15 protein-coding genes and 1 pseudogene are annotated in these 23,160 nt (G+C 66.1%); 10 read left to right on the top strand and 6 right to left on the bottom strand.

All coding sequences use genetic code 11. The features are described 5' to 3' along the window. From ACT54L_RS02920 to ACT54L_RS02910, 3 genes and pseudogenes are all read left to right on the top strand, one after another. A pseudogene (locus tag ACT54L_RS02920) lies at positions 1-1,176 on the top strand (hypothetical protein); the annotation flags it as partial. Between the two features lie 12 nt (positions 1,177-1,188). Continuing rightward, positions 1,189-3,969 (top strand): rhamnan synthesis F family protein, encoded by a 2,781-nt coding sequence (locus ACT54L_RS02915; RefSeq protein WP_476084032.1) that lies wholly within the window; start codon positions 1,189-1,191, stop codon positions 3,967-3,969. 67 nt (positions 3,970-4,036) lie between these two features. After that, positions 4,037-5,197, top strand: a complete 1,161-nt coding sequence (locus ACT54L_RS02910; protein ID WP_476084031.1) for an AGE family epimerase/isomerase — start codon at positions 4,037-4,039, stop codon at positions 5,195-5,197. Between the two features lie 9 nt (positions 5,198-5,206). Here ACT54L_RS02910 and ACT54L_RS02905 read toward each other — a convergent pair whose 3' ends face one another. Then, complete coding sequence (locus ACT54L_RS02905; RefSeq protein ID WP_476084030.1) at positions 5,207-6,004, bottom strand: MBL fold metallo-hydrolase; 798 nt, start codon at positions 6,002-6,004, stop codon at positions 5,207-5,209. Between the two features lie 253 nt (positions 6,005-6,257). Here ACT54L_RS02905 and ACT54L_RS02900 point away from each other — a divergent pair, with 253 nt between their 5' ends. Both ACT54L_RS02900 and ppdK read left to right on the top strand, forming a co-directional pair. Further along, entirely contained in the window at positions 6,258-6,398 is a 141-nt protein-coding gene (locus tag ACT54L_RS02900; protein ID WP_209101257.1) for a DUF3096 domain-containing protein, read from the top strand. 101 nt (positions 6,399-6,499) lie between these two features. Then, positions 6,500-9,178, top strand: coding sequence for a pyruvate, phosphate dikinase (ppdK, locus tag ACT54L_RS02895; protein WP_476084029.1), 2,679 nt, complete (start codon positions 6,500-6,502; stop codon positions 9,176-9,178). A 79-nt stretch (positions 9,179-9,257) separates the two neighbouring features. Here ppdK and ACT54L_RS02890 read toward each other — a convergent pair whose 3' ends face one another. The 3 genes from ACT54L_RS02890 to ACT54L_RS02880 form a co-directional block, all read right to left on the bottom strand. Beyond that, a complete protein-coding gene (locus ACT54L_RS02890) occupies positions 9,258-9,992 on the bottom strand; it encodes a GDSL-type esterase/lipase family protein (protein WP_476084028.1) in 735 nt (244 codons plus the stop codon). Next, positions 9,989-11,104 carry an OpgC family protein gene (locus ACT54L_RS02885; RefSeq protein WP_476084027.1) on the bottom strand — a complete coding sequence of 372 codons (1,116 nt, stop codon included), beginning with the start codon at positions 11,102-11,104 and terminating at the stop codon, positions 9,989-9,991. Before ACT54L_RS02885 ends, ACT54L_RS02890 begins: the two co-directional genes overlap by 4 nt. A 227-nt stretch (positions 11,105-11,331) precedes the next feature. After that, positions 11,332-12,360, bottom strand: a complete 1,029-nt coding sequence (locus tag ACT54L_RS02880; RefSeq protein ID WP_476084026.1) for an LLM class flavin-dependent oxidoreductase — start codon at positions 12,358-12,360, stop codon at positions 11,332-11,334. 177 nt (positions 12,361-12,537) lie between these two features. Here ACT54L_RS02880 and ACT54L_RS02875 point away from each other — a divergent pair, with 177 nt between their 5' ends. Further along, a complete protein-coding gene (locus ACT54L_RS02875; protein ID WP_476084025.1) occupies positions 12,538-13,467 on the top strand; it encodes a histone deacetylase family protein in 930 nt (309 codons plus the stop codon). A gap of 27 nt (positions 13,468-13,494) precedes the next feature. On the opposite strand, the gene ACT54L_RS02870 is transcribed toward ACT54L_RS02875, so the two are convergent. Beyond that, positions 13,495-14,193 (bottom strand): TIGR00266 family protein, encoded by a 699-nt coding sequence (locus ACT54L_RS02870; RefSeq protein WP_476084024.1) that lies wholly within the window; start codon positions 14,191-14,193, stop codon positions 13,495-13,497. A gap of 132 nt (positions 14,194-14,325) precedes the next feature. Here ACT54L_RS02870 and ACT54L_RS02865 point away from each other — a divergent pair, with 132 nt between their 5' ends. Together ACT54L_RS02865 and ACT54L_RS02860 are read left to right on the top strand one after the other, a co-directional pair. Next, on the top strand, positions 14,326-15,420 hold the full coding sequence (locus ACT54L_RS02865) for a hypothetical protein (protein WP_476084023.1): 1,095 nt from the start codon (positions 14,326-14,328) through the stop codon (positions 15,418-15,420). 328 nt (positions 15,421-15,748) lie between these two features. Beyond that, entirely contained in the window at positions 15,749-16,855 is a 1,107-nt protein-coding gene (locus tag ACT54L_RS02860) for a DUF2778 domain-containing protein (RefSeq protein WP_476084022.1), read from the top strand. Between the two features lie 276 nt (positions 16,856-17,131). On the opposite strand, the gene ACT54L_RS02855 is transcribed toward ACT54L_RS02860, so the two are convergent. Next, positions 17,132-20,785, bottom strand: coding sequence for a hydantoinase B/oxoprolinase family protein (locus ACT54L_RS02855; RefSeq protein WP_476084021.1), 3,654 nt, complete (start codon positions 20,783-20,785; stop codon positions 17,132-17,134). Between the two features lie 509 nt (positions 20,786-21,294). Here ACT54L_RS02855 and ACT54L_RS02850 point away from each other — a divergent pair. After that, a complete protein-coding gene (locus tag ACT54L_RS02850; RefSeq protein WP_476084020.1) occupies positions 21,295-21,843 on the top strand; it encodes a TRAP transporter small permease in 549 nt (182 codons plus the stop codon). A 3-nt stretch (positions 21,844-21,846) separates the two neighbouring features. Then, positions 21,847-23,160, top strand: coding sequence for a TRAP transporter large permease (locus ACT54L_RS02845; RefSeq protein ID WP_476084019.1), 1,314 nt, complete (start codon positions 21,847-21,849; stop codon positions 23,158-23,160).

The following is a 23,160-nucleotide window of genomic DNA, read 5'->3' as shown; positions in this document are numbered from 1 at the left end:
GCCTCCGATCTGGAGCAGAAGCTCGCCGCCGGGCAGCGGGAGGCCGAGCAGGCCATGTCCGCGCTGCGCGGGGATCTGGCCCAGGCGCGGGAGGCCTTGAAGGTCCAGCATCTCCGCGCCTCCGATCTGGAGCAGAAGCTCGCCGCCGGGCAGCGGGAGGCCGAGCAGGCCATGTCCGCGCTGCGCGGGGATCTGACCCAGGCGCGGGAGGCCTTGAAGGTCCAGCACAGCCGCGTCTCGGATCTGGAGCAGAGGCTGGCCACCGTGCAGCGGGAGGCGGAGCAGGTCACGTCCGCGCTGCGCGGGGATCTGACCCAGGCGCGCGAGGCTTTGAAGGTCCAGCACAGCCGCGCTTCCGATTTGGAGCAGAAGCTGGCCGCCGGACAACGGGAGGCGGAGCAGGTCATCGCCGGCCTTCGCGATGGCCTGAAGGTGGCCGAAAGCGCAAACCGGGAGCATCTCAGCCGCACGGCTGATCTTGCCCGCGATCTGTCCACTGTGACCAGCGAGCACCGGGCCGTGCTCCGGGATCTGGAGGCCGCGCGCGCCGAGTTGGCCCGCACGCAGGCGCTCCTGGACAAGGCCCGCGCCGAGGAGGGCGAGAGGGCGGCCATCCAACGCAAGCTGGACCAGCGGACCACGCAGCTCGAGCAGGCGCAGGGTGATCTCCTCGCCGCGACCGAACGACTGTTGGTGCTGGAGGCCGAGCTTCAGCGGGCGCAGGCCGACCTCGCCTCGTCCCTCGAAGCCGCGGTGCTCTCCGCGCCCGCAGTCGACCCCGAGGTCGCCGGGTCCGCTGCTCCGGCGGGAAAAAGACCGAAGGATGTCGCAGATCAGGGCGAGGTGGCCCTTCTTCGGGACACGGTAAAGGCTTTACAAGCCCAGATCGTAACGCTTCAGTCACAAAAGGATGCCGCTGGCCTGTCCCTGCGGATCCAGGCCTCCCTGATGCAGAAGATGCGTGGGGCGGGTCTTCAGGAGGACCATCGCGCCGTTGCCAGGATGGGGCGCGAGGGGCAAGTATCGCAGGTGGATGCGGAAGCTTGGCGTGAGTTGTTTGAGCATACGCGTGGTTCGGTCGAAACGGTCATGCGGTTTTCGGGCATGCGTCTTTTGCCGAAGGCGACCAGGACCTGGGTTCGTCGGAAGATTTACGGACCGCGTTGGATACGTTGAAGTGGGGCCACGATGAACGGGGTTGAGCTTGACGCGCGTTTCAGAGCACTACTGGAACTAAACGGTTTTGTGGATCTGGAGTTCTACAGGAACGCCGTCGGGCGCCCGCACCTTATCGATCCCGTGGCCCATTACGCGGACGTGGGCTGGCGCATCGGCGTGCCGCCGAACGCGCGATTTGATGGTGACTTTATTTGGCCGTATTATGCGGCATCTGGTCTCGAGGGTCCGCCGGCTTTTCATTGGATTTCCCTGACCAGCGCCGGGTTTTCCTTGCCCGCCAACGAGGTCGAAGCCCAGGCTCGGGCCGAGCTCGTTCGCAAGTCCCAGATCTTTGATCCGATGTATTATGGTCGGCGTCTTCCGGAAGGCGTTGATCCTGCGTTGCATTATGTGGTGATCGGTGAGGCGTTGGGATGGTCCTGCGCGCCCGGATTTGACCCGGAATATTATTGCGAACGGTATCCCGACATTGCGCAGGCGGGCATTTCCCCGCTTTATCATTACGAGCACCATGGGCGTCTTGAAGGGCGCAGAGGGCTTTCTGTCGTCGATCGGTTGAGCTTTCCTCCCTTGCCTGAGGCGGATGCCGCAGCGGTTCTCGTTATCTCTCACGAAGCCTCCCGGACCGGCGCGCCTGTCCTTGGCTGGAACCTTGTGAGAGGTTTGCGCGCAAAGGCGCCCGTCATTTCGCTTTTGCTGCGGGGCGGCGAGCTGGAGGAGAATTATCGCGAAGAGTCCAGCGTGTGCATCGGGCCGCTCACCTGGGACGATTGGCACCCCTCAGAGGCACGGCGCCTCGCTCGACGCCTTATATCTGAGTACAACATCACCTATGCTGTCTCCAACAGCATAGAGACGCAGATTGTTGTTCCAGATTTGGTCCGCAATGGCGTTCCGGTCGTCAGTCTCGTGCACGAGTTTGCCGCCTATACCCGTCCGCTGGCGAAGATGCGCAATGTCTATGACTGGGCCTCGCATGTGGTCTTCCCGGCGAAGATATCGGCCAAGTCGTCTTTCAGTGCTTTTCCGGGATTGGATGAGCGGCAAGGTATTCATATTCTGTCCCAAGGGCGAAACGATCCTCCTGCGTCGGATTCTGAAGCTGACGAACCTGAAAAAATCCCTGCCTGCCTGGATCGCAGCAAGTTGGCGGATGCTTTTATCGTCATTGGCCTTGGCCATGTCCAATTGAGGAAGGGTGTTGATCTCTTCGTTGGGGCGGCACAGGCGGCGCGGCGTCTGCGACCTGATATCCCGTTCCAATTCGTCTGGGTGGGGGACGGCTATGATCCTGAGAAGGATAGTGCCTACTCAGCCTACCTTGCCTATCAGATCGAAAATTCCGATCTCGGAGACAGTTTCCATATTGTAAAGGCGGTGGCGGACCTTGAGCCCATCTATGCCGCAGCGGACGCCTTCTTCCTGAGTTCCCGGCTCGATCCGCAGCCGAACGTGGCTATCGATGCCATTTCACGGGGAATCCCGACCGTCTGCTTTCGGGATGCGTGTGGGACGGCTGAGATTCTGGATGCCGACGACGCCACCCGTTTCCTCATCGCGCCCCATGCGGACGCCCATGGCGCGGCGCAGATCTTGTGCGACATCGCCGACAACAAGGCCGGAATGTCACTGCTCCGGCAGGACGTTGCCCGTGTCGGACGGGCTGCCTTCGACTTCGACACCTATGTGGCGAAGATCCACCAATGGGGGCTTGATGCCGCCGCTGCCCTTTCGCGCGCTGATTGGATCGCCCTGCAGCGGGAAGGGGTGGTGGACACGGAACTGGCGATTCCACCGGACGCCTCGGTCCTTGCCCCCGGCGAGGCCGAGTGGCGGGTCATGGTGCAATGGTCCGTCATGGGCATGACGAAGAACCCGTCCTCCAACCCGCAGTTTCGCCGCCCCTGCGAAGGCTTCAATCCGCAGATCTATGCCGAGGCGCACGCGGCGGAGTGTGTGTCGGGTTCGGAGCATCCCGTGGCCCATTGGCTGCGGGCGGGCCGGCCCAGCGGCCGCTGGTCGCGCAAGGTTCTTGCGCCGGATAGTCCCGGCGCGGGTGTCGACACCTTGCCGCAGCGCTGCGCCCTGCATGCCCATCTTTATTATGCCGACCTCGCCAGCGATCTGCGCGACCGGCTTTCGCGCAACCGTCTCGCATGCGACCTCTTCATCACGACGGATACGGACGCGAAGGCGCGCCACATCCGGTCTGTGTTCAACGACCAGGCCCGTGCAGTGGACGTCACCGTCGTGGACAATCGCGGCCGGGATGTCGGCCCCTTCCTCATGGAGTTCCTGCCGAAAGCGCTGGCGGGGGACTATGATGTCGTCGGCCATGTTCACGGCAAACGGAGCCTCAGCACCGATGCGGCTATGGGGGAGGCGTGGCGGACCTTCCTGTTTGAACATCTTCTCGGCGGCCGGCATGCCATGCTGGATACCGTCATGCGCGCGTTCAGCACGGACACGCATCTGGGGCTCGTCATGGCCGAAGAGCCGCATCTGGTGGGATGGAACGAAAACAAGGAGATTGCCCAGAGCCTCGCGCGCAAGCTGGGGATCGGCGATCTTCCAGATTATTTCGACTTCCCGCTCGGCACCATGTTCTGGGCGCGAACCCAAGCCCTCACTCCCCTGATGGACCTTGGCCTGCAATGGGATGACTTTCCCGGCGAGCCGCTTCCGGACGACGGGACGCTGCTCCATGCCATGGAGCGTCTCTTGCCGTTCATCGTGGAGAAGGCCGGGTTCCAGACCGCCAGCGTGCGGGTTCCCGGCGTCACATGGTGATCCGCGCCCATGCGCTGAGCATGCGGACGGGAGCTCTGGAGCGGACGACGGCGGCGCGGAGGATCAGGTGAGCGACAGTTTCCAGGCCGCGCGGGCCGCGTTGGGGTCCTTCCTGTTCGACACGTCGCTGCCCTTCTGGGCGGAGCGCGGGGTGGATCGGGAGGCCGGTGGCTTCGTGGAGCGCCTCACGCCGCAAGGGATGCCAACGCAGGATCCGCGACGTGCCCGGGTTGTGGGGCGGCAGATTTTCGCCTTCGCCACGGCGGAGCGATTGGGCTGGAGCGGCCCCGCGCGGTATATTCTGCGGCACGGCCTGGACGCGCTGGAGCGTCAGCATCTCGACGGGAAGGGTGGGATCGTACCGTTGGTGGAGCCGGGCGGGCGGGCTCTCAACCGGGACTTTGACCTCTACGACCACGCCTTCGTGCTCTTCGGCCTGGCCGCTGCTCATGCGGTGGGGGAGCGACCCCAGGCGCTTTCCGCCCGCGCCGGGGCCATCCTCGCCCGCATGCAGGGCTTCCGGCATCCGGTGCGCGGCTTCGAGGAGGCTGTGCCCCGCACCTTGCCGCTCAAGGCCAATCCGCACATGCACATGTTCGAGGCGAGCCTGGCCTGGCGGTCCAATGGAGGTGGCGCGGCATGGGATGGACTCGCGGACGAGCTGGCGGAGCTTTGCCTCGCCCGTTTTCTTGATCCAGCCACCGGGGCGCTCAAGGAGTATTATGACGGCGACTGGGCCGCGCTCACCGACCATGCGGGCTCCATCGTGGAGCCAGGCCATCAGTTTGAATGGGCCTGGCTGCTAACCCGCTGGGGCCGCCTGCGGGGCCGCCCCGATGCGCTGGCCGCCGCGCGGCGTCTGGTGGATCTGGCGGAAACCCACGGCGTCGATGCGCTCCGGGATCTCGCGCTCAATGAGCTGAACGCAGACTTGACCGTGCGCGACGACCGCGCCCGGCTCTGGCCGCAGACGGAGCGCATCAAGGCGCATGTGGCCATGGCGACCCTGGCCCGCACCGAGGCCGAACGGCTGGCCGCTCTCGATCGGGTCGCCCGCGCCGTGCGGGGACTGTTGCGCTTTTTCGACCACCCGGTGCCTGGGGCCTGGTGGGAGCATATCGATGCGCAGGCCCGTCCTGTGATCGAGCCGACCCGGGCCAGCAGCCTTTATCACATTATGTGCGCGTTCGATGTGGTTGAGCGGCATGCCGCCGGGGCTGAGCTCTGAGGGGGAGCCTCACCTCCCCGGCAGCACGAGGATGGTGGGCTTGGTGGGCAAGGTGGCGCGGGAGAGCATCACTGTGGGTGAGGCGGAGCGCGTGACCGCATAGTCCTGGCTCAGGCGGTTCAGGAAGCGATCGAGGCCCCAGCTGCTGAAATAGTGCATGGGAATGACGAGGGGGGCGTTGATGGCTTTGAGAGTCTCCAGCATGCCGTCGATGTCGAGCGTGTAGGACCCATCCACCGGCGCCAGAACCACGTCGATGCGCCCCATGGCCTCCAGATGGTCCGCTGTCAGCACATGGTGCAGGTGGCCGAGATGGGCGATGCACAGGCCGGCCACCTCGAACACGAAGATGGAATTGCCGTCATAAAGGGTGCTGGCGCCCTGGCGGATATTGGTGGGAACGTTGCGGATCCACACATCCTCCAGCGTCAGCTCGTGGTGCACCGCGCCACCATCCGGGTTCCAGCCCCGCAACACATGGGCAATGCCGGGATCGGGACTGTTCGTATAATGGGTGTCGTGTGCCCGGTTCATGGTGACCACCATGGGCACGATGGCGGGGCGGACATAGTCGTTATAGTCCGTGGCGATGGTCACGCCCGCCGGGCTTTCGATCAGGAAGGTGGCGTGGCCGACAAAGGTCAGTCGGACCTCTCCGGTCTCCACGGCCGCCAACCGGAACGCCGCGGGAATAAGCCGGGGCGGGGCCTCGGCCACCATGCGCGGGCATTTTTCCGGCTGGGCGAGGACCGGCGATGCGGCAAAGCCCGAAAGGGCCAGGCAGGCCAGGGCCGCGAGTTTCGGCATGACCTTACGTGATGCTGCGACCGCGGAAACCCACCCCATGGCTGTCCCCCGTCTGGCAAAAAGCCTGCGCAAAGCGTGCTGCGTGAGGACATGACGGCACGGACCTGGGCTGCATGGCAATGGAGTGCGTTTCACAGCGCCGTGAAAGGTCACGCCTGCTCGCCGGAACCATTCTGCGCCCCGATCGTCTTATCGGGCGGGACCTTTGCGGCAGGCCGGGGACGGCCCCGCGACTCTCTCAAGGAGAAATCGCATGACCGTCGACTTGGTGATCCTTCAACCCATTGTGGCCCTGGTGGCGGGAATCCTGATCCTGCTCTTTCCGCGCCTGCTCAATATTCTGGTGGCGATCTATCTGATTCTGATTGGAATTTTGGGCCTCGTGCCACATTGAGCCGCGGATCGGCAAATAGTGCAGTTGAAGGCGGGCCGCGCGCGAGCTAAAGCAACCGCGCAGTCTTCCTGTACAGCGTGTCCACCCCAAGGGATCTCCAGATGACGAAATGGGTCTACTCCTTCGGCGACGGCAAGGCCGAGGGGAAAGCCGACATGCGGAACCTGCTCGGCGGCAAGGGTGCCAACCTCGCCGAGATGGCCAATCTGGGCCTTCCGGTTCCCCCCGGCTTCACCATCACCACGGAGGTCTGCACCTATTATTATGCCCACGGCGAGACCTATCCGGCCGAGCTGAAGGGCGAGGTTGAAGTGGCTCTGGCCCACGTGGGCGCCCTCACCGGCAAGTCGTTCGGCGATCCGGCGAACCCGCTGCTGGTGTCGGTGCGCTCGGGCGCCCGCGCTTCCATGCCCGGCATGATGGACACGGTGCTCAATCTCGGCCTCAACGACGAGACCGTGGAAGCGGTGGCCAAGCTCGCCGGCGACCGGCGCTTTGCCTTCGACAGCTATCGCCGCTTCATCACCATGTATTCCGACGTGGTGCTGGGCGTCGACCATCACCATTTCGAGGAGCTGCTGGACAATTATAAGCTCCAGCACGGCTACACCCTGGACACCGACCTCAGCGCCGACGACTGGGCGAAGCTGGTGGTGGACTACAAGGCCAAGGTGCTCTCGGAGCTGGGCAAGCCCTTCCCGCAGGATCCCCATGAGCAGCTGTGGGGCGCCATCGGCGCTGTGTTCGGCTCCTGGATGAACCAGCGCGCCATCACCTATCGCCGCCTGCACACCATCCCCGAGAGCTGGGGCACGGCGGTGAACGTGCAGGCCATGGTGTTCGGCAATATGGGCGACACCTCGGCGACGGGCGTGGCCTTCACCCGCAACCCCTCTACCGGCGAGAAGGCGCTCTATGGCGAGTTCCTGGTGAACGCCCAGGGCGAGGACGTGGTGGCGGGCATCCGCACGCCGCAGGACCTCACCGAGAAGGCCCGCAAGGAAGCCGGTTCCGACAAGCCGTCCATGGAGACCGCGCTGCCGGAAGCCTTTAAGGAGTTCGAGCGCATCTCCAATGTGCTGGAAAACCATTACCGGGACATGCAGGACCTGGAGTTCACGGTCGAGAAGGGCAAGCTGTGGATGCTCCAGACCCGCTCCGGCAAGCGCACCGCCAAGGCGGCGCTTCGGATCGCGGTTGAGCTGGCGAGCGAAGGCCTGATTACCCAGGAAGAGGCGATCTCCCGCGTCGACCCGGCCGCTCTCGACCAGCTGCTGCATCCCGCCATCGACCCCAAGGCCCCCCGCGACGTGGTGGCGAGCGGTCTGCCGGCCTCGCCGGGCGCCGCCTCCGGCTCCATCGTGTTCTCCGCCGACGAGGCCGAGGCCATGAAGGGCCAGGGCCGCAAGGTGATCCTGGTGCGCGTGGAAACCTCCCCGGAGGACATCCACGGCATGCATGCGGCTGAGGGCATCCTGACCTCCCGTGGCGGCATGACCTCTCACGCCGCCGTGGTGGCGCGTGGCATGGGCAAGCCCTGCGTCTCCGGCGCGGGCGCCCTGCGCATCGACTATGCCGCGCAGACCCTCACCGTCTCCGGCCGCACCTTCAAGCGGGGCGACGTCATCACCATCGACGGCTCCACCGGCCAGGTTCTGGCGGGCGAAGTGCCCATGCAGCAGCCTGAGCTGTCCGGCGAGTTCGCCACCCTCATGGGCTGGGCCGATAAGGTGCGTCGCCTGAAGATCCGTGCCAATGCGGAGACTCCGCTCGATGCCCGCATGGCCCGCTCCTTCGGCGCCGAAGGCATCGGCCTGTCCCGCACCGAGCACATGTTCTTCGATGCCGGTCGCATCCTGGCCGTGCGCGAGATGATCCTCTCCGACGACGAGGCCGGCCGCCGCGCCGCCCTCGCCAAGCTGCTGCCCATGCAGCGGGCGGACTTCGTCGAGCTGTTCGAGATCATGAAGGGCCTGCCGGTCACCATCCGCCTGCTTGACCCGCCGCTCCATGAGTTCCTGCCCCACACCGAGGCGGAGACCCAGGAAGTGGCCAAGAGCCTCGGCGTGGACATTGAGCGCATCGAGCGCCGCAACAAGGAGCTGCATGAGGTCAACCCCATGCTCGGCTTCCGCGGCTGCCGCATCGCCATCGCCTTCCCCGAGATCGCGGAAATGCAGGCCCGCGCCATCTTCGAGGCGGCCGTGATTGCAGCCAAGAGCACCGGCGAGATGGTGGTGCCGGAAGTGATGGTGCCGCTCATCGCCACCAAGGCGGAGTTCGACATCGTCAACGCCGTCATCCAGAAGGTGGCCAAGGACGTGGAGGCCGAGACCGGCGCCACCCTCACCTTCCAGGTGGGCACCATGATCGAGCTGCCGCGCGCCGCGCTGCGCGCCAAGGAGATCGCCGAGGCCGCCGAATTCTTCTCCTTCGGCACCAACGACCTGACCCAAACCTGCTTCGGCGTCTCGCGCGACGATGCCGGCACCTTCCTCGGACCCTACGTCCAGAAGGGCATCCTGGAGGTGGATCCCTTCGTCTCCATCGACCAAGATGGCGTCGGCGAGCTGGTGAAGATCGGCGTGGAGCGGGGCCGTCAGTCCCGTCCCAACATCAAGCTCGGCATCTGCGGCGAGCATGGCGGCGACCCGGCGTCGGTGGCGTTCTGCGACGAGGTGGGCCTCGACTATGTGTCCTGCTCGCCCTTCCGCGTCCCGATCGCCCGCCTCGCTGCCGCCCAGGCGGCGCTGGGCCGCAAGGCGGCCAGCCAGGCTTGATCGCCCCACCGCTGCAGTAAACATGCTTCGGCCCGCCCCTGGCGGGCCGAAGTCGTTTCAGGGGAGAGGAGGAGGGGCCTCAGCGGGTCGCCGAGCGCACGATGGCTTCGGCCAGTAGCTCCGGCAGGCACAGCCGCCCGCTCGTCCCCCGCGCACCCGATTGGGGCGAGGAGAAGAGATAGGTGGTGGCGCCATATTGCTGCAGCACGTTGAGGCGCTCCCGGTCCGACACCTTGTCGATCTGCTGCACGATGCGCCCATAGCGCGCCTCATGGGGCACATTGGGCAGGAAGGGCGGGTCCACCAGGATCAGGTCGATGTCCCGGCCCCGCAGCCATTCCGCCGCCTGATCGAGGGCGCGGGAGAAGTCGGATGGGTCGGTTCCCGCCAGCGCGTCCCCGGTGCCCACCTGCCAGACCACCAGATCGGGCTGGGCCCGTTCCACCGCCTGCCGGATGCGGCCGAAATCCTCCCGCGCCAGCCCGGGGACGGTTTCCTCCTGGGTGATGGTAAAGTGGATCTCCGGCAGGCGCTGGGCCAGCTCCTGCTCCAGCTTGGTGAGTTTCTTCTGGGACAAGGCTCCCTTGTCCATCTGCGGCCCGATGACGAGGATCCGCACCGGTGCGGCCCGATCAATGAGGCGCTCCGTTCGTGACAGGACGCTGTCAAAGGTCAGGTAGACATCGGGCACGCGGCAGGTGCCCGAGATGGGGCCGGCCTCGAGCGGAGTGCCCATGAGGCAGGCCAGCAGGCCAGCCACAAGGCCAAGGGCGCGCAAGGGGCGTGCCCGGTTTTGTCCGCGCGCGTCGGTCACGATGCGGCCGCGGATCTCCCGGATGCCGCCCTCAGACCGGATCGGTACCATTCCAGCGCCCACGCCAGCATCCATTGGATCGCACAGCCCGCCGCCACGATGAGCAGGTCGGACAAGACGCCCCCATCGTAAACGGCTCGCTGGATTTGCAAAGCCAGGGCCAGCACCGTTCCGAGGCAGAAAACAGGCAAGGCGTGACGCCCCATCACGATGAGCGGCTGGGCCGCCGGGCTTGAGCGGAACACTGCTTCCAGCGGCAGGCGCGAGACGCAATAGACCAGCGCCAGCACGTGAAGGAGCCGAGGCAGAGCCAGGTTGGTCTTGTCCAAGTCCCAGAGGAAGGGGGGCAGGGGAGAGAGGTCCGCCGGCATGGGCAAGCCCGCCAGCGCCCAGACCAGTGTCGCGGCCAGATAGGCGGGAGCGAGCACATCCAGAATGCGGTTCGCCACCGGGGGCGCGCTGGTGTCGATGAGCCGCCCGATGGCAAGCCCGCAGGCAAACAGGAACTGCCAGGCGAAGGGGTTGAAGAACCAGGTGCCGCTGTTGGGCCAGACGGTGGGGGCAAGCCCCGTCATCTGAGTGGCCAGATAAAGCGCGCAGGATACGGCAAGTCCCAGGCCGATCGAGGCCCGCATGAGCAAGATCAGCACCGGCGCCATCAACAGGATCGCCACATAGAGCGGCAGGATGTTCAGATAGGCGGGTTGGTAGCTCAGCAAAGCCATGCCCACCAGCGCCTCAATGGGCTGCTGGCTGATGACATCGAGGTGATACCATTCAAGCACCCGCTCATCGCCGGTCGCCACCACGAAGCCCCCGACCACCGCCACCGCCACCAGCAGCAAGGCGAGATGGGCCACATAAAGCTGGAAGGCGCGCAGCCACACCCGGACGGTTGTGCGCGCCCGGGCGCCAGGCTCGAAGGGGCGCAGATAGGCGAAGGCGGCAGAGATGCCGGCGAGCAGGACGAAAAGCTCAGCCGCGTCCGAAATACCGAAATTGCGATAGGTGAAGTGACCGGCCACGTTCCCGGGAATGTGATTGATGAAAATGGTCAGCAGGGCGAAGCCCCGCCAGAAATCCACGCTCACCCGTCTGCCATCGCCCGTCATCCGGCCGGTTCTCCCTCCCCGGCGCACCCGCGCCGGCGCCACGTGAACGCGACGTGGGGCCTGCCGTTCCGGTTTTCGAGGGTCGGCCGCCTCACGCTTGCGTGCGCAGAGCGCCGCACCGGCGTGGCCGAAATGAGTCACCTTGGCCGTACCGGACCTTGCGTCAGGGAGGGGCGCAGACCGAGAGGAGGCCGCTCCCGCCTGCACCGCGCGGCCGGGCGGGAGGGTCAGGCCAGCATGTCGCGCACCAGGGGGATCACCTTGGTGCCGTAAAGCTCCACGCAGCGCATGAGGCGCCCATGGGGGATGGGGCCGCCGCTATATTTCATGTCGAAGCGGTCCAGGCCGAGCGCAGCTGCGGTGGCGGCGATCTTGCGGGCGACGGTTTCGGGCGCGCCCACATAGAGCGAGCCGTGAGTGATCTCCCGCTCAAACTCATCGCGACCCATGGGCGGCCACCCCCTTTCGGCGCCAATGCGGTCCCGCATGGCCTTGTAGGGGCCGAACACTTCGTCGCGGGCCGCCTCGTCCGTATCGGCCACATAGCCCGGGGAGTGCACGCCGAGGGGCAAGGCGGGCTTGCCTGTCTCGGCGAGAGCCCGCCGGTAGAGGTCCGCATAGGGGCGGAAGCGGGCAGGGGCACCGCCAATGATGGCCAGCATGAGGGGCAGGCCATAATGGGCCGCGCGCACCACGGATTCCGGCGTCCCGCCGACCCCGATCCAGGTCTTCAAGCGGCCGCGCTCGATGGGCGGAAAGACCTTCTGGTCCTTCAGGGGCGGCCGGATGGATCCCTCCCAGGTCACCGGCCCATTGCCCAGCAGGGCAACGAACAGGTCGAGCTTCTCGGAGAACAGGGTTTCGTAGTCCCGCAGCGCGAAGCCGAACAGGGGAAAGCTCTCCGTGAACGACCCGCGGCCTAGCATCACCTCCGCACGGCCGTTGGAAATCGCGTCCACGGTGGAAAAGCGCTGAAAGACGCGGATGGGGTCGTCCGAGGAAAGCACGGTCACGGCCGAGCCGAGCCGGATGCGGCGCGTGCGGGCCGCGATGGCCGCCAGCACCACTTCCGGTGCCGAGATGGCGAAGTCGTCCCGATGGTGCTCGCCGAGGCCGATGAAGTCGATGCCGGTCTCATCCGCCAGAACGGCCTCTTCCACCACGTCACGGATGACCTGGGCATGGGCCTTCGGTGCGCCGTGCGCGTCCTGGGTGAGGTCACCGAAGGTGTCGAGGCCGAGTTCGAGGGCGGGCACGGGCAAATCCTCCGGTTCGTCGCGCCGTGCCTATAGCAGACATTCGCCCGTCTGCGTCCCCGGCGCAGGGCCGCGCGAACACCCCGGCCGCCCCTTGAGCCAGCTCAAAATCGTTCCCCGGCCGGTGGGATATGGTATGTCACACCAGAAACCTCCACAGAGAGGGCGGAAACGCCGATGTCCACGCTTCTCATCACGCACCCGTCCGGTCTTTTGCACGCGACTCCCCCCGGCCATCCCGAACGGGCGGACCGGCTGCGGGCGCTGGACCGCATTTTCGAGCAGGAGAAGTTCTCCAACCTGCAGCGCGAAAGCGCGCCGCTGGGGGAGCGGGACGACGTGATCCGCGTGCATCCGGCCGATTTCGTGGATGCCATGGCCGAGGCCATTCCGGCCGAAGGTCTGGTGCGCATCGATTCCGACACCGTCCTGACGCCGGGCAGTTGGGAGGCGGTGATGCGGGCGGTGGGCGGCGCTTGCTATGGGGTGGACGAGGTGGTGGCGCGCAAGGTGAACAACGCCTTCGTGGCCATGCGGCCGCCGGGGCACCATTGCGAGACGCGCCGGCCCATGGGTTTCTGCCTGCTTAATCAGGCCGCCATCGCGGCCCGGCATGCCCAGGCCGTGCATGGCCTTGGGCGTGTGGCCGTGGTGGATTTCGACGTGCATCACGGCAATGGCACCCAGGAAATCTTCTGGGCGGATGACAGCGTGCTGTATTGCTCCACCCACGAAATGCCCCTTTACCCCGGCACTGGCGCCGTGAGCGAGACGGGGGCGGCCAACACCATCGTCAATGCCCCGCTGCGCTCGGGCGATGATGGCGCGAAGTTCAAGGAAGCGATGGAAAGCCGCATCCTGCCGCGCCTGGATGCCTTCGGCCCCGAACTCATCATCATTTCGGCCGGCTTTGACGCCCATGTGCGCGACCCGCTGGCGTCACTGCGCCTGGTGGACACCGATTTCGCCTGGGCCACCCGCCGGCTCATGGACATTGCCGATAAGCATGCGGAAGGCCGGGTCGTGTCTATCCTGGAGGGGGGCTATGACCTGGAGGGCCTCGCCAGTTCCGCCGCCGCCCATGTCACCGCCCTCATGCACGGGTGAGGGCGGCGCGGATGAGGGGCCTCTGGCTCAGCGGTGCTCTGCGCTGGGCAAATAGGGCCGCAGGGCATGGGCCAGCTTGGAGGGGGTGAGCGACTGCAGCCACACCTTCCCTGGCCCGGTCAACTGGGCGAGGAACAGGCCATCGCCGCCAAACAACACGTTGCGCACGCCGCGCATCATGGTGATCTCGAAGTTCACGCTCTCCTCGAACATGCCCACATGGCCGGGGTGGACCAGGAGGCTCTGTCCGGGCTCCAGCGTGTAGGAGATCATCTCCCCGCCCAGTTCCACAAAGGCCGACCCGTCGCCCGTCACCTTCTGGAGGATGAAGCCGTCACCGCCGAACAGGCCCGAGCCGAGGCTCTGCTGGAAGCCGATGGCCACGGACAGGCCGTGGGCGCCGGCTAAGAAACCGTGGCGATGCATGAAATAGCCGCGCCCGTGGGAAATGGGCACTTCCAGGATGTTGCCGGGAATGGTCGCTGCGAAGGCCACGAGGCCCTCGCTGCCTTCGGCCGTGAACTCGGTCATGAACAGGCCGCCCCCGGCCACAGCCCGCCCCAGCGCCCCGAAAAAGCCGCCAGCCCCCCCGGTGGCGGTGGTGGTGTTCAGCGCGATGTTCGGCGTCATCCAGGACATGCGGTCGGTTTCGGCGATGAGCGTCTCGCCTGGCTTGAGTGTGACCTGAAGGACGGGAAGCGTGGATCCTGTAATTTCCGTGCGCATGTTTGCCATGATCCTGCATCAGGAAGGTGCACAGTGCGGTCAGCCGGGCGCGGGAGCAAGCCTCTTCAGATGCGGTATCTCACGATGAAGCTTGAGCTTTCAGCCCGCGGGGCGAGGCGCGGGGCGGGCCGCGTGTGCGCCCGAGCTGCCCTCCTGGCGCTCACGCTCACCGGGCTTCTGCCCGCCGGAGCCCACGCCAGCGATGGCGCGCCGGACCTGTCCGGCAGCACGCACAGCATCTTCCTGCCCTATCTCAATGCGCCGCTGGCATCCGCGCCTATCCTGCGGCCGCCCATGGTGGGGCTGTCCTTTGGCGGGCCGGTCATGAGGGCGGTTCTGGATACGGGGTCCACGGGCGTGGTGGTGGCCGCGCGGGCAATCCCGAACCTGTCGCAATTGAAAAACCTGGGTCCGGGAGCGCTGACTTACACCAGCTCGGGGCGAATCATGCGGGGCGACTGGGTGCTTGCGCCCGTCACTCTGTCCGGCCCCAACGGGGCGCAGGTGACCAGCCGCCCCATCCCCGTCCTGGCGGTGCGCCGGGTGGATTGCCTGAAGTCGGCGCGCAATTGCCGCGTCCGCGTCAATCCCACGCACATCGCCATGGTGGGCATCGGCTTCGCCCGGGAAAAGGACAAGCAGCCCAGCGGCACGCCCGACCATAATCCGCTCCTGAACCTGCCCGCCATGGGCACAGCCCAGGCTCCCGGCGCCATGCGCCGGGGCTATGTGGTGACCAAGCAGGGCATTCATGTGGGCCTCACCGCGGAGCTTGGCAAAGGCTTCACCTTCGCCAAGCTGGAGAGGAACCCGAATGCCCCGGACTGGGCGCCCATTCCCGCCTGTCTGTCCCTCAATGACCGTCAGCCCCCCGCGTGCGGCACCGTCCTCATGGATACGGGCGTCGACACCATGTATCTCACCCTTCCCGCGCCCCAATTGGAGGGCCAGACCGTCCTGGCTCCCGATGGCAAGACCGTTCTCCCGCCTGGCGCTCGCCTGAAAATCGAATTGCTCGGGCACGGCACGGGCCCCGCTTATGACCTGGTGGTGGGCAATGCGGGCGATCCGGTCGCCCCGGTCCGGGTGATTCTGGTGCCCCGCGAGGGGCCTGTGACCTTCGTGAACACCTCCGTGCGCCTGCTCAACCGCTTCGATTACCTGTTCGACGCGGATGGGGGGTATGCCGGGTTTCGCGCCCGCGTTCCGCGCGCAGGGGCGCAATGATGAAGGGATTTGGCGCCGGGGAAAGGGCGTGAGCGCGGCATATGTGGCGCTCGCCCGGCGCCCCTCTTGGCGCGCGCGTCGCCCGGTCGCGCTTGCCGAAAGCGCTGCAAAATGCATAAAGTCCCAATTGGACTGTGGGGTTCCGTCCTGTCTCCTCTTGCCCGACGTGGTAGGGCATGACGTGACGGAAGGGAAATCGAAAGATTTTCCGACGAGCCTTTGGACAGGCGCACCCGTTTCCGGGCGATGCGCCACGGTGATGCCGTGTGAGTTTTCGGGGGCGGTCAGACATCCGCCCCCGGTTCATGCGGACTGAGCAGTGGGGATCATGACCTACACGGCCTGGAACGACGAAGAAGCCTACGAAGAGCCTTATGTCGCCCCGCGGGCGCGGACCCTGGCGCGCGTGGCCGGAACCGCCGTGGTCGCCATCGGTGGGCTTGCGGCGGTGGCCGTGGTTGCGGCCTGGGCGGTCGGTGGCTTCACGCGCACCGCGGAACCGGTGTTCGATGAACAGGCGCTCGCCCAGCGGGCGGCGCAGCTGGCGGCCGAGGCGGCCAGCGACGAGGAAATTCCGCCGGACGTGGCCATGGAGCCCGTGCGGACCACTCTCTTCACTTTGCCGAGCTGGCTCTACGATCCCAATCCCATCGCCGGCGGCAGCCGCAAGGTGGTGGCCGCTGTGCCGGCTCCCGCGCCTGCACCCGGATCTCGGGTGGATGTGGTGCGTTCCGTTCCGCTGCCAACCGCCAATCCGCTGGGCGCCGCGCGCGGCCAGTCGGACGAAGCCAGTGCCATGCTCGAAAGCCGTGACCGCTTGGCTTCGGTTCCGATGCCGCAGCGCAATCCGCTGGCCAGCGGCGAGGCGGCCCCTGCGAGCCCCCGCGTCGCCGCGCTGCCCCCTCCGGCGGAAGCACCTGCCGCGGTGGAGCCCGCTCCTGGCAAGCCCGGGGAACGCGCCATCGGCCTGCCCCAGCCGGGCGACAAGTTCGCCGTGTATGACATCAAGGGCCAGACCGTCTACATGCCCAATGGCGAGCGGCTCGAGGCCCATTCGGGCTATGGGGACGGCATGGACAACCTGTCCTTTGTCTCCACCCGCATGATCGGGCCCACCCCGCCCAACGTCTACACGCTGACCATGCGCGAGCGGCTGTTCCATGGGGTGGAAGCCCTGCGCATGCGCCCGGTGGGCGAGGGCAAGATGTATGGACGCGACGGCTTCCTGACCCATTCCTACCTGATGGGGCCGCGAGGCGATTCCAACGGCTGCATCTCGTTCAAGGACTATGACAAGTTCCTGGCCGCCTATAAGCGCGGCGAGGTCACCAAGGTTGTGGTGGTGGAAAGCGTGCCCAACGCCCCCGGCCGCACCCCGGACAATCCGCTGCTCGCCTGGCTGGCCGGCAACGGCAACAGCGCCAGCAACAAATAGCTCCTGCGCCCTTTATTGGACGGTGCGCAGGAGCGCCCGTCGTCGCTATGGTCCTTTCCCTCGTGAGGGGACGCATCCCGTGCCCGGCTGGAGCTCCGGGCGGCAGGAATCCGGGCGTCCGTCGCAGGCCTTGCCGCTTTCGCACCGCCGGAGAAGTGCGCTGGCTGATCTTCCGCCCACCGGTGCGAAGTGCCACCGTACAGCCTCCCGCACCCGCTTTTCATGAGCGACGGACCAAGAGGCCGGGCACGACACGGTCGCGCCCGGACTGTCTCCTCACGCCTCGCGCAAAGCCGGATCGCCATATCCGCCGGCAGTGGGGGTGATGACGATCACGGCTTCGCCGGCTTCCAGAACCGTCTGGTCGCAGCCCGCCAGGTTGTCGAAGGAGCCGTCATTGCGGCGCACGAAGCCCTCGCCCACCAGGCCCGGCTCGCCGCCATCGCCTCCGAAGGGACGCACCCGGCGGTGGGAGGAGAGGAGGGCGCAGTCCATCCGTTCCAGGAAGCGGATGCGGCGATAGGTGCCCGACCCCGCCGTCCATCGCCCCTTGCCGCCAGAACCCGCGCGCACGTGGAAGTCCTCCAGCAGCACCGGGAAGCGGCTTTCCAGGATTTCAGGGTCGGTGAGGCGGGAGTTGGTCATGTGCACATGGACCGCGTCCGTGCCGTCGAAACCGGGTCCGGCCGGAGATCCCGAGCAGATGGTTTCATAATACTGCACTTGGTCATTGCCGAAGGTCAGATTGTTCATGGTGCCCTGTGAGGCAGCCATGGCTTTCAGCGCCCCGAACAGGCAGTTGGTGACCGCCTGCGAGGTCTCCACATTGCCCGCCACCACCGCCGCTGGATAAACCGGCGAGAGCATGGAGCCCTTGGGCACGACGATCTCAATGGGCCGCAGGCACCCCGCGTTCATGGGGATCTCGTCCTCCACCATGACGCGGAAGACATAAAGCACCGCAGCGCGGGTGACCGGCTCTGGGGCGTTGAAATTATTGTCCTGCTGCGGCGAGGTGCCGGTGAAGTCCACCTTGGCGGTGCGGGCTGCCTTGTCCACCGTGATCTTCACCTTGATGACCGTGCCCTGGTCCATCTCATAGGTGAAGGAGCTGTCGGCGAGACGATCGAGAACCCGGCGCACGCTTTCGTCCGCATTGTCCTGGACGTGGCCCATATAGGCCGTGACCACGTCGAGACCGAACGTGTCGATCATCTTCTTCAGTTCACGCACGCCCTTTTCATTGGCCGCGATCTGCGCCTTGAGGTCGGCCACATTCTGGACGGGGTTGCGGGCGGGATACTTGGCCCCCGTCAGCAGGTCGACCAGCTCGGTCTCCCGGAAGCGGCCTTCATCCACCAGCTTGAAATTGTCGATATAGACGCCTTCCTCGTCGATGGTGGTGGCGCGCGGGCTCATGGAGCCGGGCGCGACGCCGCCCACATCCGCATGGTGGCCACGGGAGGCGACCCAGAACAGCAACTCCTGGCCTTCATCGTCGAAGACCGGCGTGACCACCGTGATGTCCGGCAGATGGGTGCCGCCATTATAGGGGGCGTTCAGGGCGAACACGTCGCCGGGGCGGATGGCGCCGGCATTCTCGCGAATGACGGTTTCCACCGAGCGGTCCATGGAGCCCAGATGCACCGGCATATGGGGCGCATTGGCCACCAATTCGCCCGTGCCGGAGAAGACAGCGCAGGAAAAATCAAGCCGTTCCTTGATGTTCACCGAATAGGCGGTGTTCTGGAGCGTCACGCCCATCTGCTCGGCGATGGACATGAACAGGTTGTTGAAGACCTCCAGCATCACCGGGTCCGCATGGGTGCCCACCGCCTCGGCGCGCTTCAGCACCGCGGTGCGGGTCAGCATGAGGTGGTTCTTGGCCGTCACCTCTGCGCTCCAGCCGTCCTCCACCACCACGGTCTGGTTGGGCTCGATGACAACCGCAGGACCCTTCAGCACCATGCCCGGCTTGAAGGCGGCGCGCAGCACCACCGGTGCCGCGTGCCAGGTGCCGCCGGAGAAGAAGCGCGTGATGCGACAAGGCTCGGGCGCGCCCTCGGAGAGCGGCAGGTCGGGCTCCACGATGCCCGCGCCGCCGCCGGAAGACTGCACCTCCATGGCCTCCACGACGATCTGCTTCTCGGGCGAGACGAAGCCGAATTGGGCGCGATGGCGGGCCTCGAAATCGGCGACCATGGCCTCAAGGTCGGCGAGCGGCACGGGAATGGCAGTGTCCGTGCCCTCATAGCGCAGATGCAGCTTGGCCTCGGTCTCGGTCGCCGCCTCGCTGACGCCCTGGCCCTTCAGTTCGGCCTTGGTTTCCGACGCGAGGGCATCGCGCAGCGTGGCAAGGCCGGCGAGGGCGTCCGGCACCAGCCGCTCGCCCACCGCCTTGGTGCGCAGAGCCCGGATGGCCGCAAGGCCCATGCCATACGCCGAGAGAAGCCCCGAGAAGGGGTGGATGTGCACCTTGCGCATGCCCAGCGCGTCCGCCACCAAGCAGGCATGCTGCCCACCGGCGCCGCCGAAGCAGGACAGGGCATAGCGCGTCACGTCATAGCCGCGCTCCACCGAGATCTTCTTGATGGCATTGGCCATGTTCTCCACCGCGATGGTCACGAAGCCATCGGCCACGGCCTCCGGCGAGCGGCCATCGCCGATCTCGGCCGCCATGGCCTCGAACTTGGCGCGCACCGTCTCGGCGTCCAGCGGGGCATCCTGGCCGGGGCCGAAGATTCTCGGGAAGAAATCGGGGATCAGCTTGCCCAGCATCACATTGGCATCCGTGACCGCCAGCGGCCCGCCGCGGCGATAGCAGGCGGGGCCGGGATTGGCGCCGGCGCTGTCTGGGCCGACTCGGAAACGGGCGCCGTCATAATGCAGGATGGAGCCGCCACCGGCCGCCACCGTGTGGATGCGCATCATGGGCGCGCGGATGCGCACACCGGCCACCTCCGTGTCGAAAGCCCGTTCCAGCTCCCCGTCGAAATGGCACACGTCCGTGGAGGTGCCACCCATGTCGAAGCCGATGATGCGGTCGAGGCCGGCAATCTGCCCGGTCTCGGACGCGCCCACCACGCCGCCGGCCGGGCCAGAGAGAAGCGCATCCTTGCCCTGGAACAGGTCGGCAGCGGTCAGGCCACCCGAGGACATCATGAACATGAGGCGGATGGTCTCCGCCTCTTCGCCCGTACCCAGCTCTTCCGCCACCTGGGCCACATAGCGGCGCAGGATGGGGGACAGATAGGCATCGGCCACCGTGGTGTCGCCGCGCCCCACCAGCTTGATGAGGGGTGAGACCTCATGGGAGGCGGACACCTGGGGGAAGCCCACTTCGCGAGCGAGCGCCGCCACCATGGCCTCGTGGGCGGGGTAGCGATAGGCGTGCATGAAGGCGACCGCGACCGCCTGGATGCCATCGGCCTTGGCGGCTTCCAGAGCCGCGCGCACCTTGGCGAGGTCCGGCACTTCTTCCACCGTCCCGTCGGCGCGGATGCGCTCGTCCACCTCCACCACCTGCTCGAACAGCATGTCCGGCAGCACGATCTTCTTGGCGAAGATCTTCGGGCGGGCCTGGTAGCCGATGCGCAGCGCATCGCGGAAGCCGCGGGTGGTCACCAGGAGCGTGCGGTCGCCCTTGCGCTCCAGCAGGGCGTTGGTGGCGACCGTGGTGCCCATCTTCACGGCGGAGACGAGGCCTGCCGGAATGGGCGCGCCGGGGGCAAGGCCGAGCAACTCGCGGATGCCATGGACGGCGGCGTCGCGATAGGCTTCCGGGTTCTCGGAGAGCACCTTGTGCGCCACGAGCGTGCCGTCGGGCTTGCGGCCGACAATGTCGGTGAAGGTGCCGCCCCGGTCGATCCAGAACTCCCAGGTGCCCTTGGGTCCGGCGGCCGCTTCTGCCTCACCCGTGCGCGTCGTCATCTCGATGTCCACCTCTGTCTTGTCCGGGCCGGCCGGAAGGGGATCCGCCGCTTTTCACGTGGCAGATCCGGGAATAACCTGTGTTGCGCCACGCCTTTGCCCTGGCCTGGCGTCCTTTTGGTGCACTCATACCGAAATCGGAATGAGTAGCGCATAAATTAGAATTTCCTCTTCTCGGTCCCCCTGGCGCACGGTGGTGCCCAAGCCCGGCGGACCCAGCGAACTCCGGGCGCCGACCGAAAAAGCGGTTCCAGACGCCCAATCTGTAAGCGTGAGTGGAATGAAGTCACGCATCGAAAAAAACGTCAACATTTTGTTGACGAAAATTAGGTGACCAGCCAACATTAGCGGACAGAGCGCCCGGCTTCGGCTCAAGGCGCCACACCGCGAGGGGAATAGATGAATTTCGATTGCTTCCGCCTCGTGGGGCGGACCCATGCGCATGCGTGTCGGTATGAGCCGCCCTCGCTGGCGCTCCTGGATGCCCCCCTTCGTCGGGGAGCACGTCCATGATCCGCAAATTCCTGGACGGCCTCTATTTTCTGTCAGGGGTTGCCGCTGCGCTCTTCCTGCTGACCATCTTCCTGCTGATGATGGCGCTTTCGGGTGGGCGCGAGTTTGGCATCAACGTGCCAGCCGGTGACGACTTCACCGCATGGTCCATGGCGGCCATGACGTTCCTCGGGCTCGCCCATACCTTCAAGAAGGGCGACATGATCCGCGTCGGCCTGCTGCTGGAGCAGTTCCACGGCAAGACCCGGCAGGCGTTGGAGATTCTGGCGCTCGTCATCGGCTGCGCCTTCCTGGCCTATTTCAGCTGGAACGCGATCCAGCTGACGTACGATTCCTATCGCTTCAACGATGTGTCGCAGGGTGTGGTCGCCGTGCCGCTCTGGATCCCCCAGACCGGCTACGCGGCGGGCCTGACCATCTTGCTCATCGCCATGGTGGATGAGCTGGTCCACGTGGCCCAGGGCAATTGGCCTCGCTACGAGAAGGAGCCGTTGACATCGCCCGATGAAATTGTCGAACGCATCGCCTCCGGCGGGGGAGTGTGAGCCATGTTTCACCTCGATCTGGTTCCCCTCTCCATCGTCCTTCTGCTGCTGCTGATCGCCATCCTGGCGAGCGGCGTGTGGATTGCCCTCGGCCTCGGCATCGTCGGCCTGGTGGCCATGATGTTCACCACCCCGACGCCCATCGGGCAGGTGCTCGCCACCACCGTGTGGAGCGCCACCGCCTCCTGGACGCTGGCGGCCTTGCCGCTGTTCATCTGGATGGGAGAAATCCTCTTCCGAACCAAATTGTCCGAGGAGATGTTCCGAGGGCTCGCACCCTGGCTTCAATGGCTGCCCGGCCGTCTCCTGCATGTGAACGTGGTGGGCTGCGGAATCTTCGCCGCGGTCTCGGGATCCTCCGCCGCCACCTGCGCCACCATCGGCAAGATCGCCCTGCCGGAACTGGACAAGCGCGGCTATGACAAGGGGATGAGCCTGGGCTCGCTGGCCGGCGCCGGCACCCTGGGTCTCCTCATTCCGCCGTCCATCCCGATGGTGGTCTATGCGGTCACCGCCAACGTCTCCGTCCTGCAGGTCTTTCTTGGCGGCTTCCTGCCGGGTCTTCTGGTGATGGGGCTTTACAGCGGCTACATCATCGTGTGGTCGCTGCTCAATCCGAAGAAGACGCCGCCCCGTGATCCGGTGCTGCCCTTCCGCGAGAAGATGCGCCAGTCCGCCAAACTGATCCCGTGCCTGCTGCTGATCCTTGGCGTGTTCCTGTCGCTGGTGCTGGGCATTGCCACCGCCACCGAGTGCGCCGCCTGGGGCGTGACCGGGGCCCTGGCGCTGGCCTGGTGGAGCGGCACGCTGACCTGGAAGACGCTCATCGAGAGCATCATGAGCGCGACCCGGCTTAGCTGCATGATCATGCTGATCATCGCGGGCGCTGCGTTCACCACTGCGGCCATGGCCTATACGGGCATTCCGATGGCCCTGGCAGAATGGGTGCAGGGGCTGAACCTCACCCCCGGCAAGCTCGCCCTGGCGCTGACCGTCATGTACATCATCCTGGGGTGCCTCGTTGACGGCATTTCCATGATCGTGCTGACCGCGGTCATCGTGTTGCCCATGGTGAAGCAGGCGGGCTTCGATCTCGTCTGGTTCGGCGTTTATCTCGTCATCCACGTGGAAATGGCGCAGATTACGCCGCCGGTCGGCTTCAACCTGTTCGTGCTGCAGAACATGAGCGGCCGGGACACGCTGGCCGTGGCAAAGGCGGCGCTTCCCTTCTTCCTTCTGCTGAACGTCGCCGTCATCATCATCACCATGTTCCCGGACATCGTCCTGGTGCTGCCGCGCATGGCATTCCCGGGCTGA

The organism is Aquabacter sp. DMC10 (genome assembly GCF_056314145.1).
Note: the sequence above shows the minus strand (reverse complement) of the source record. Positions and strands in the feature narration are given on the sequence as shown.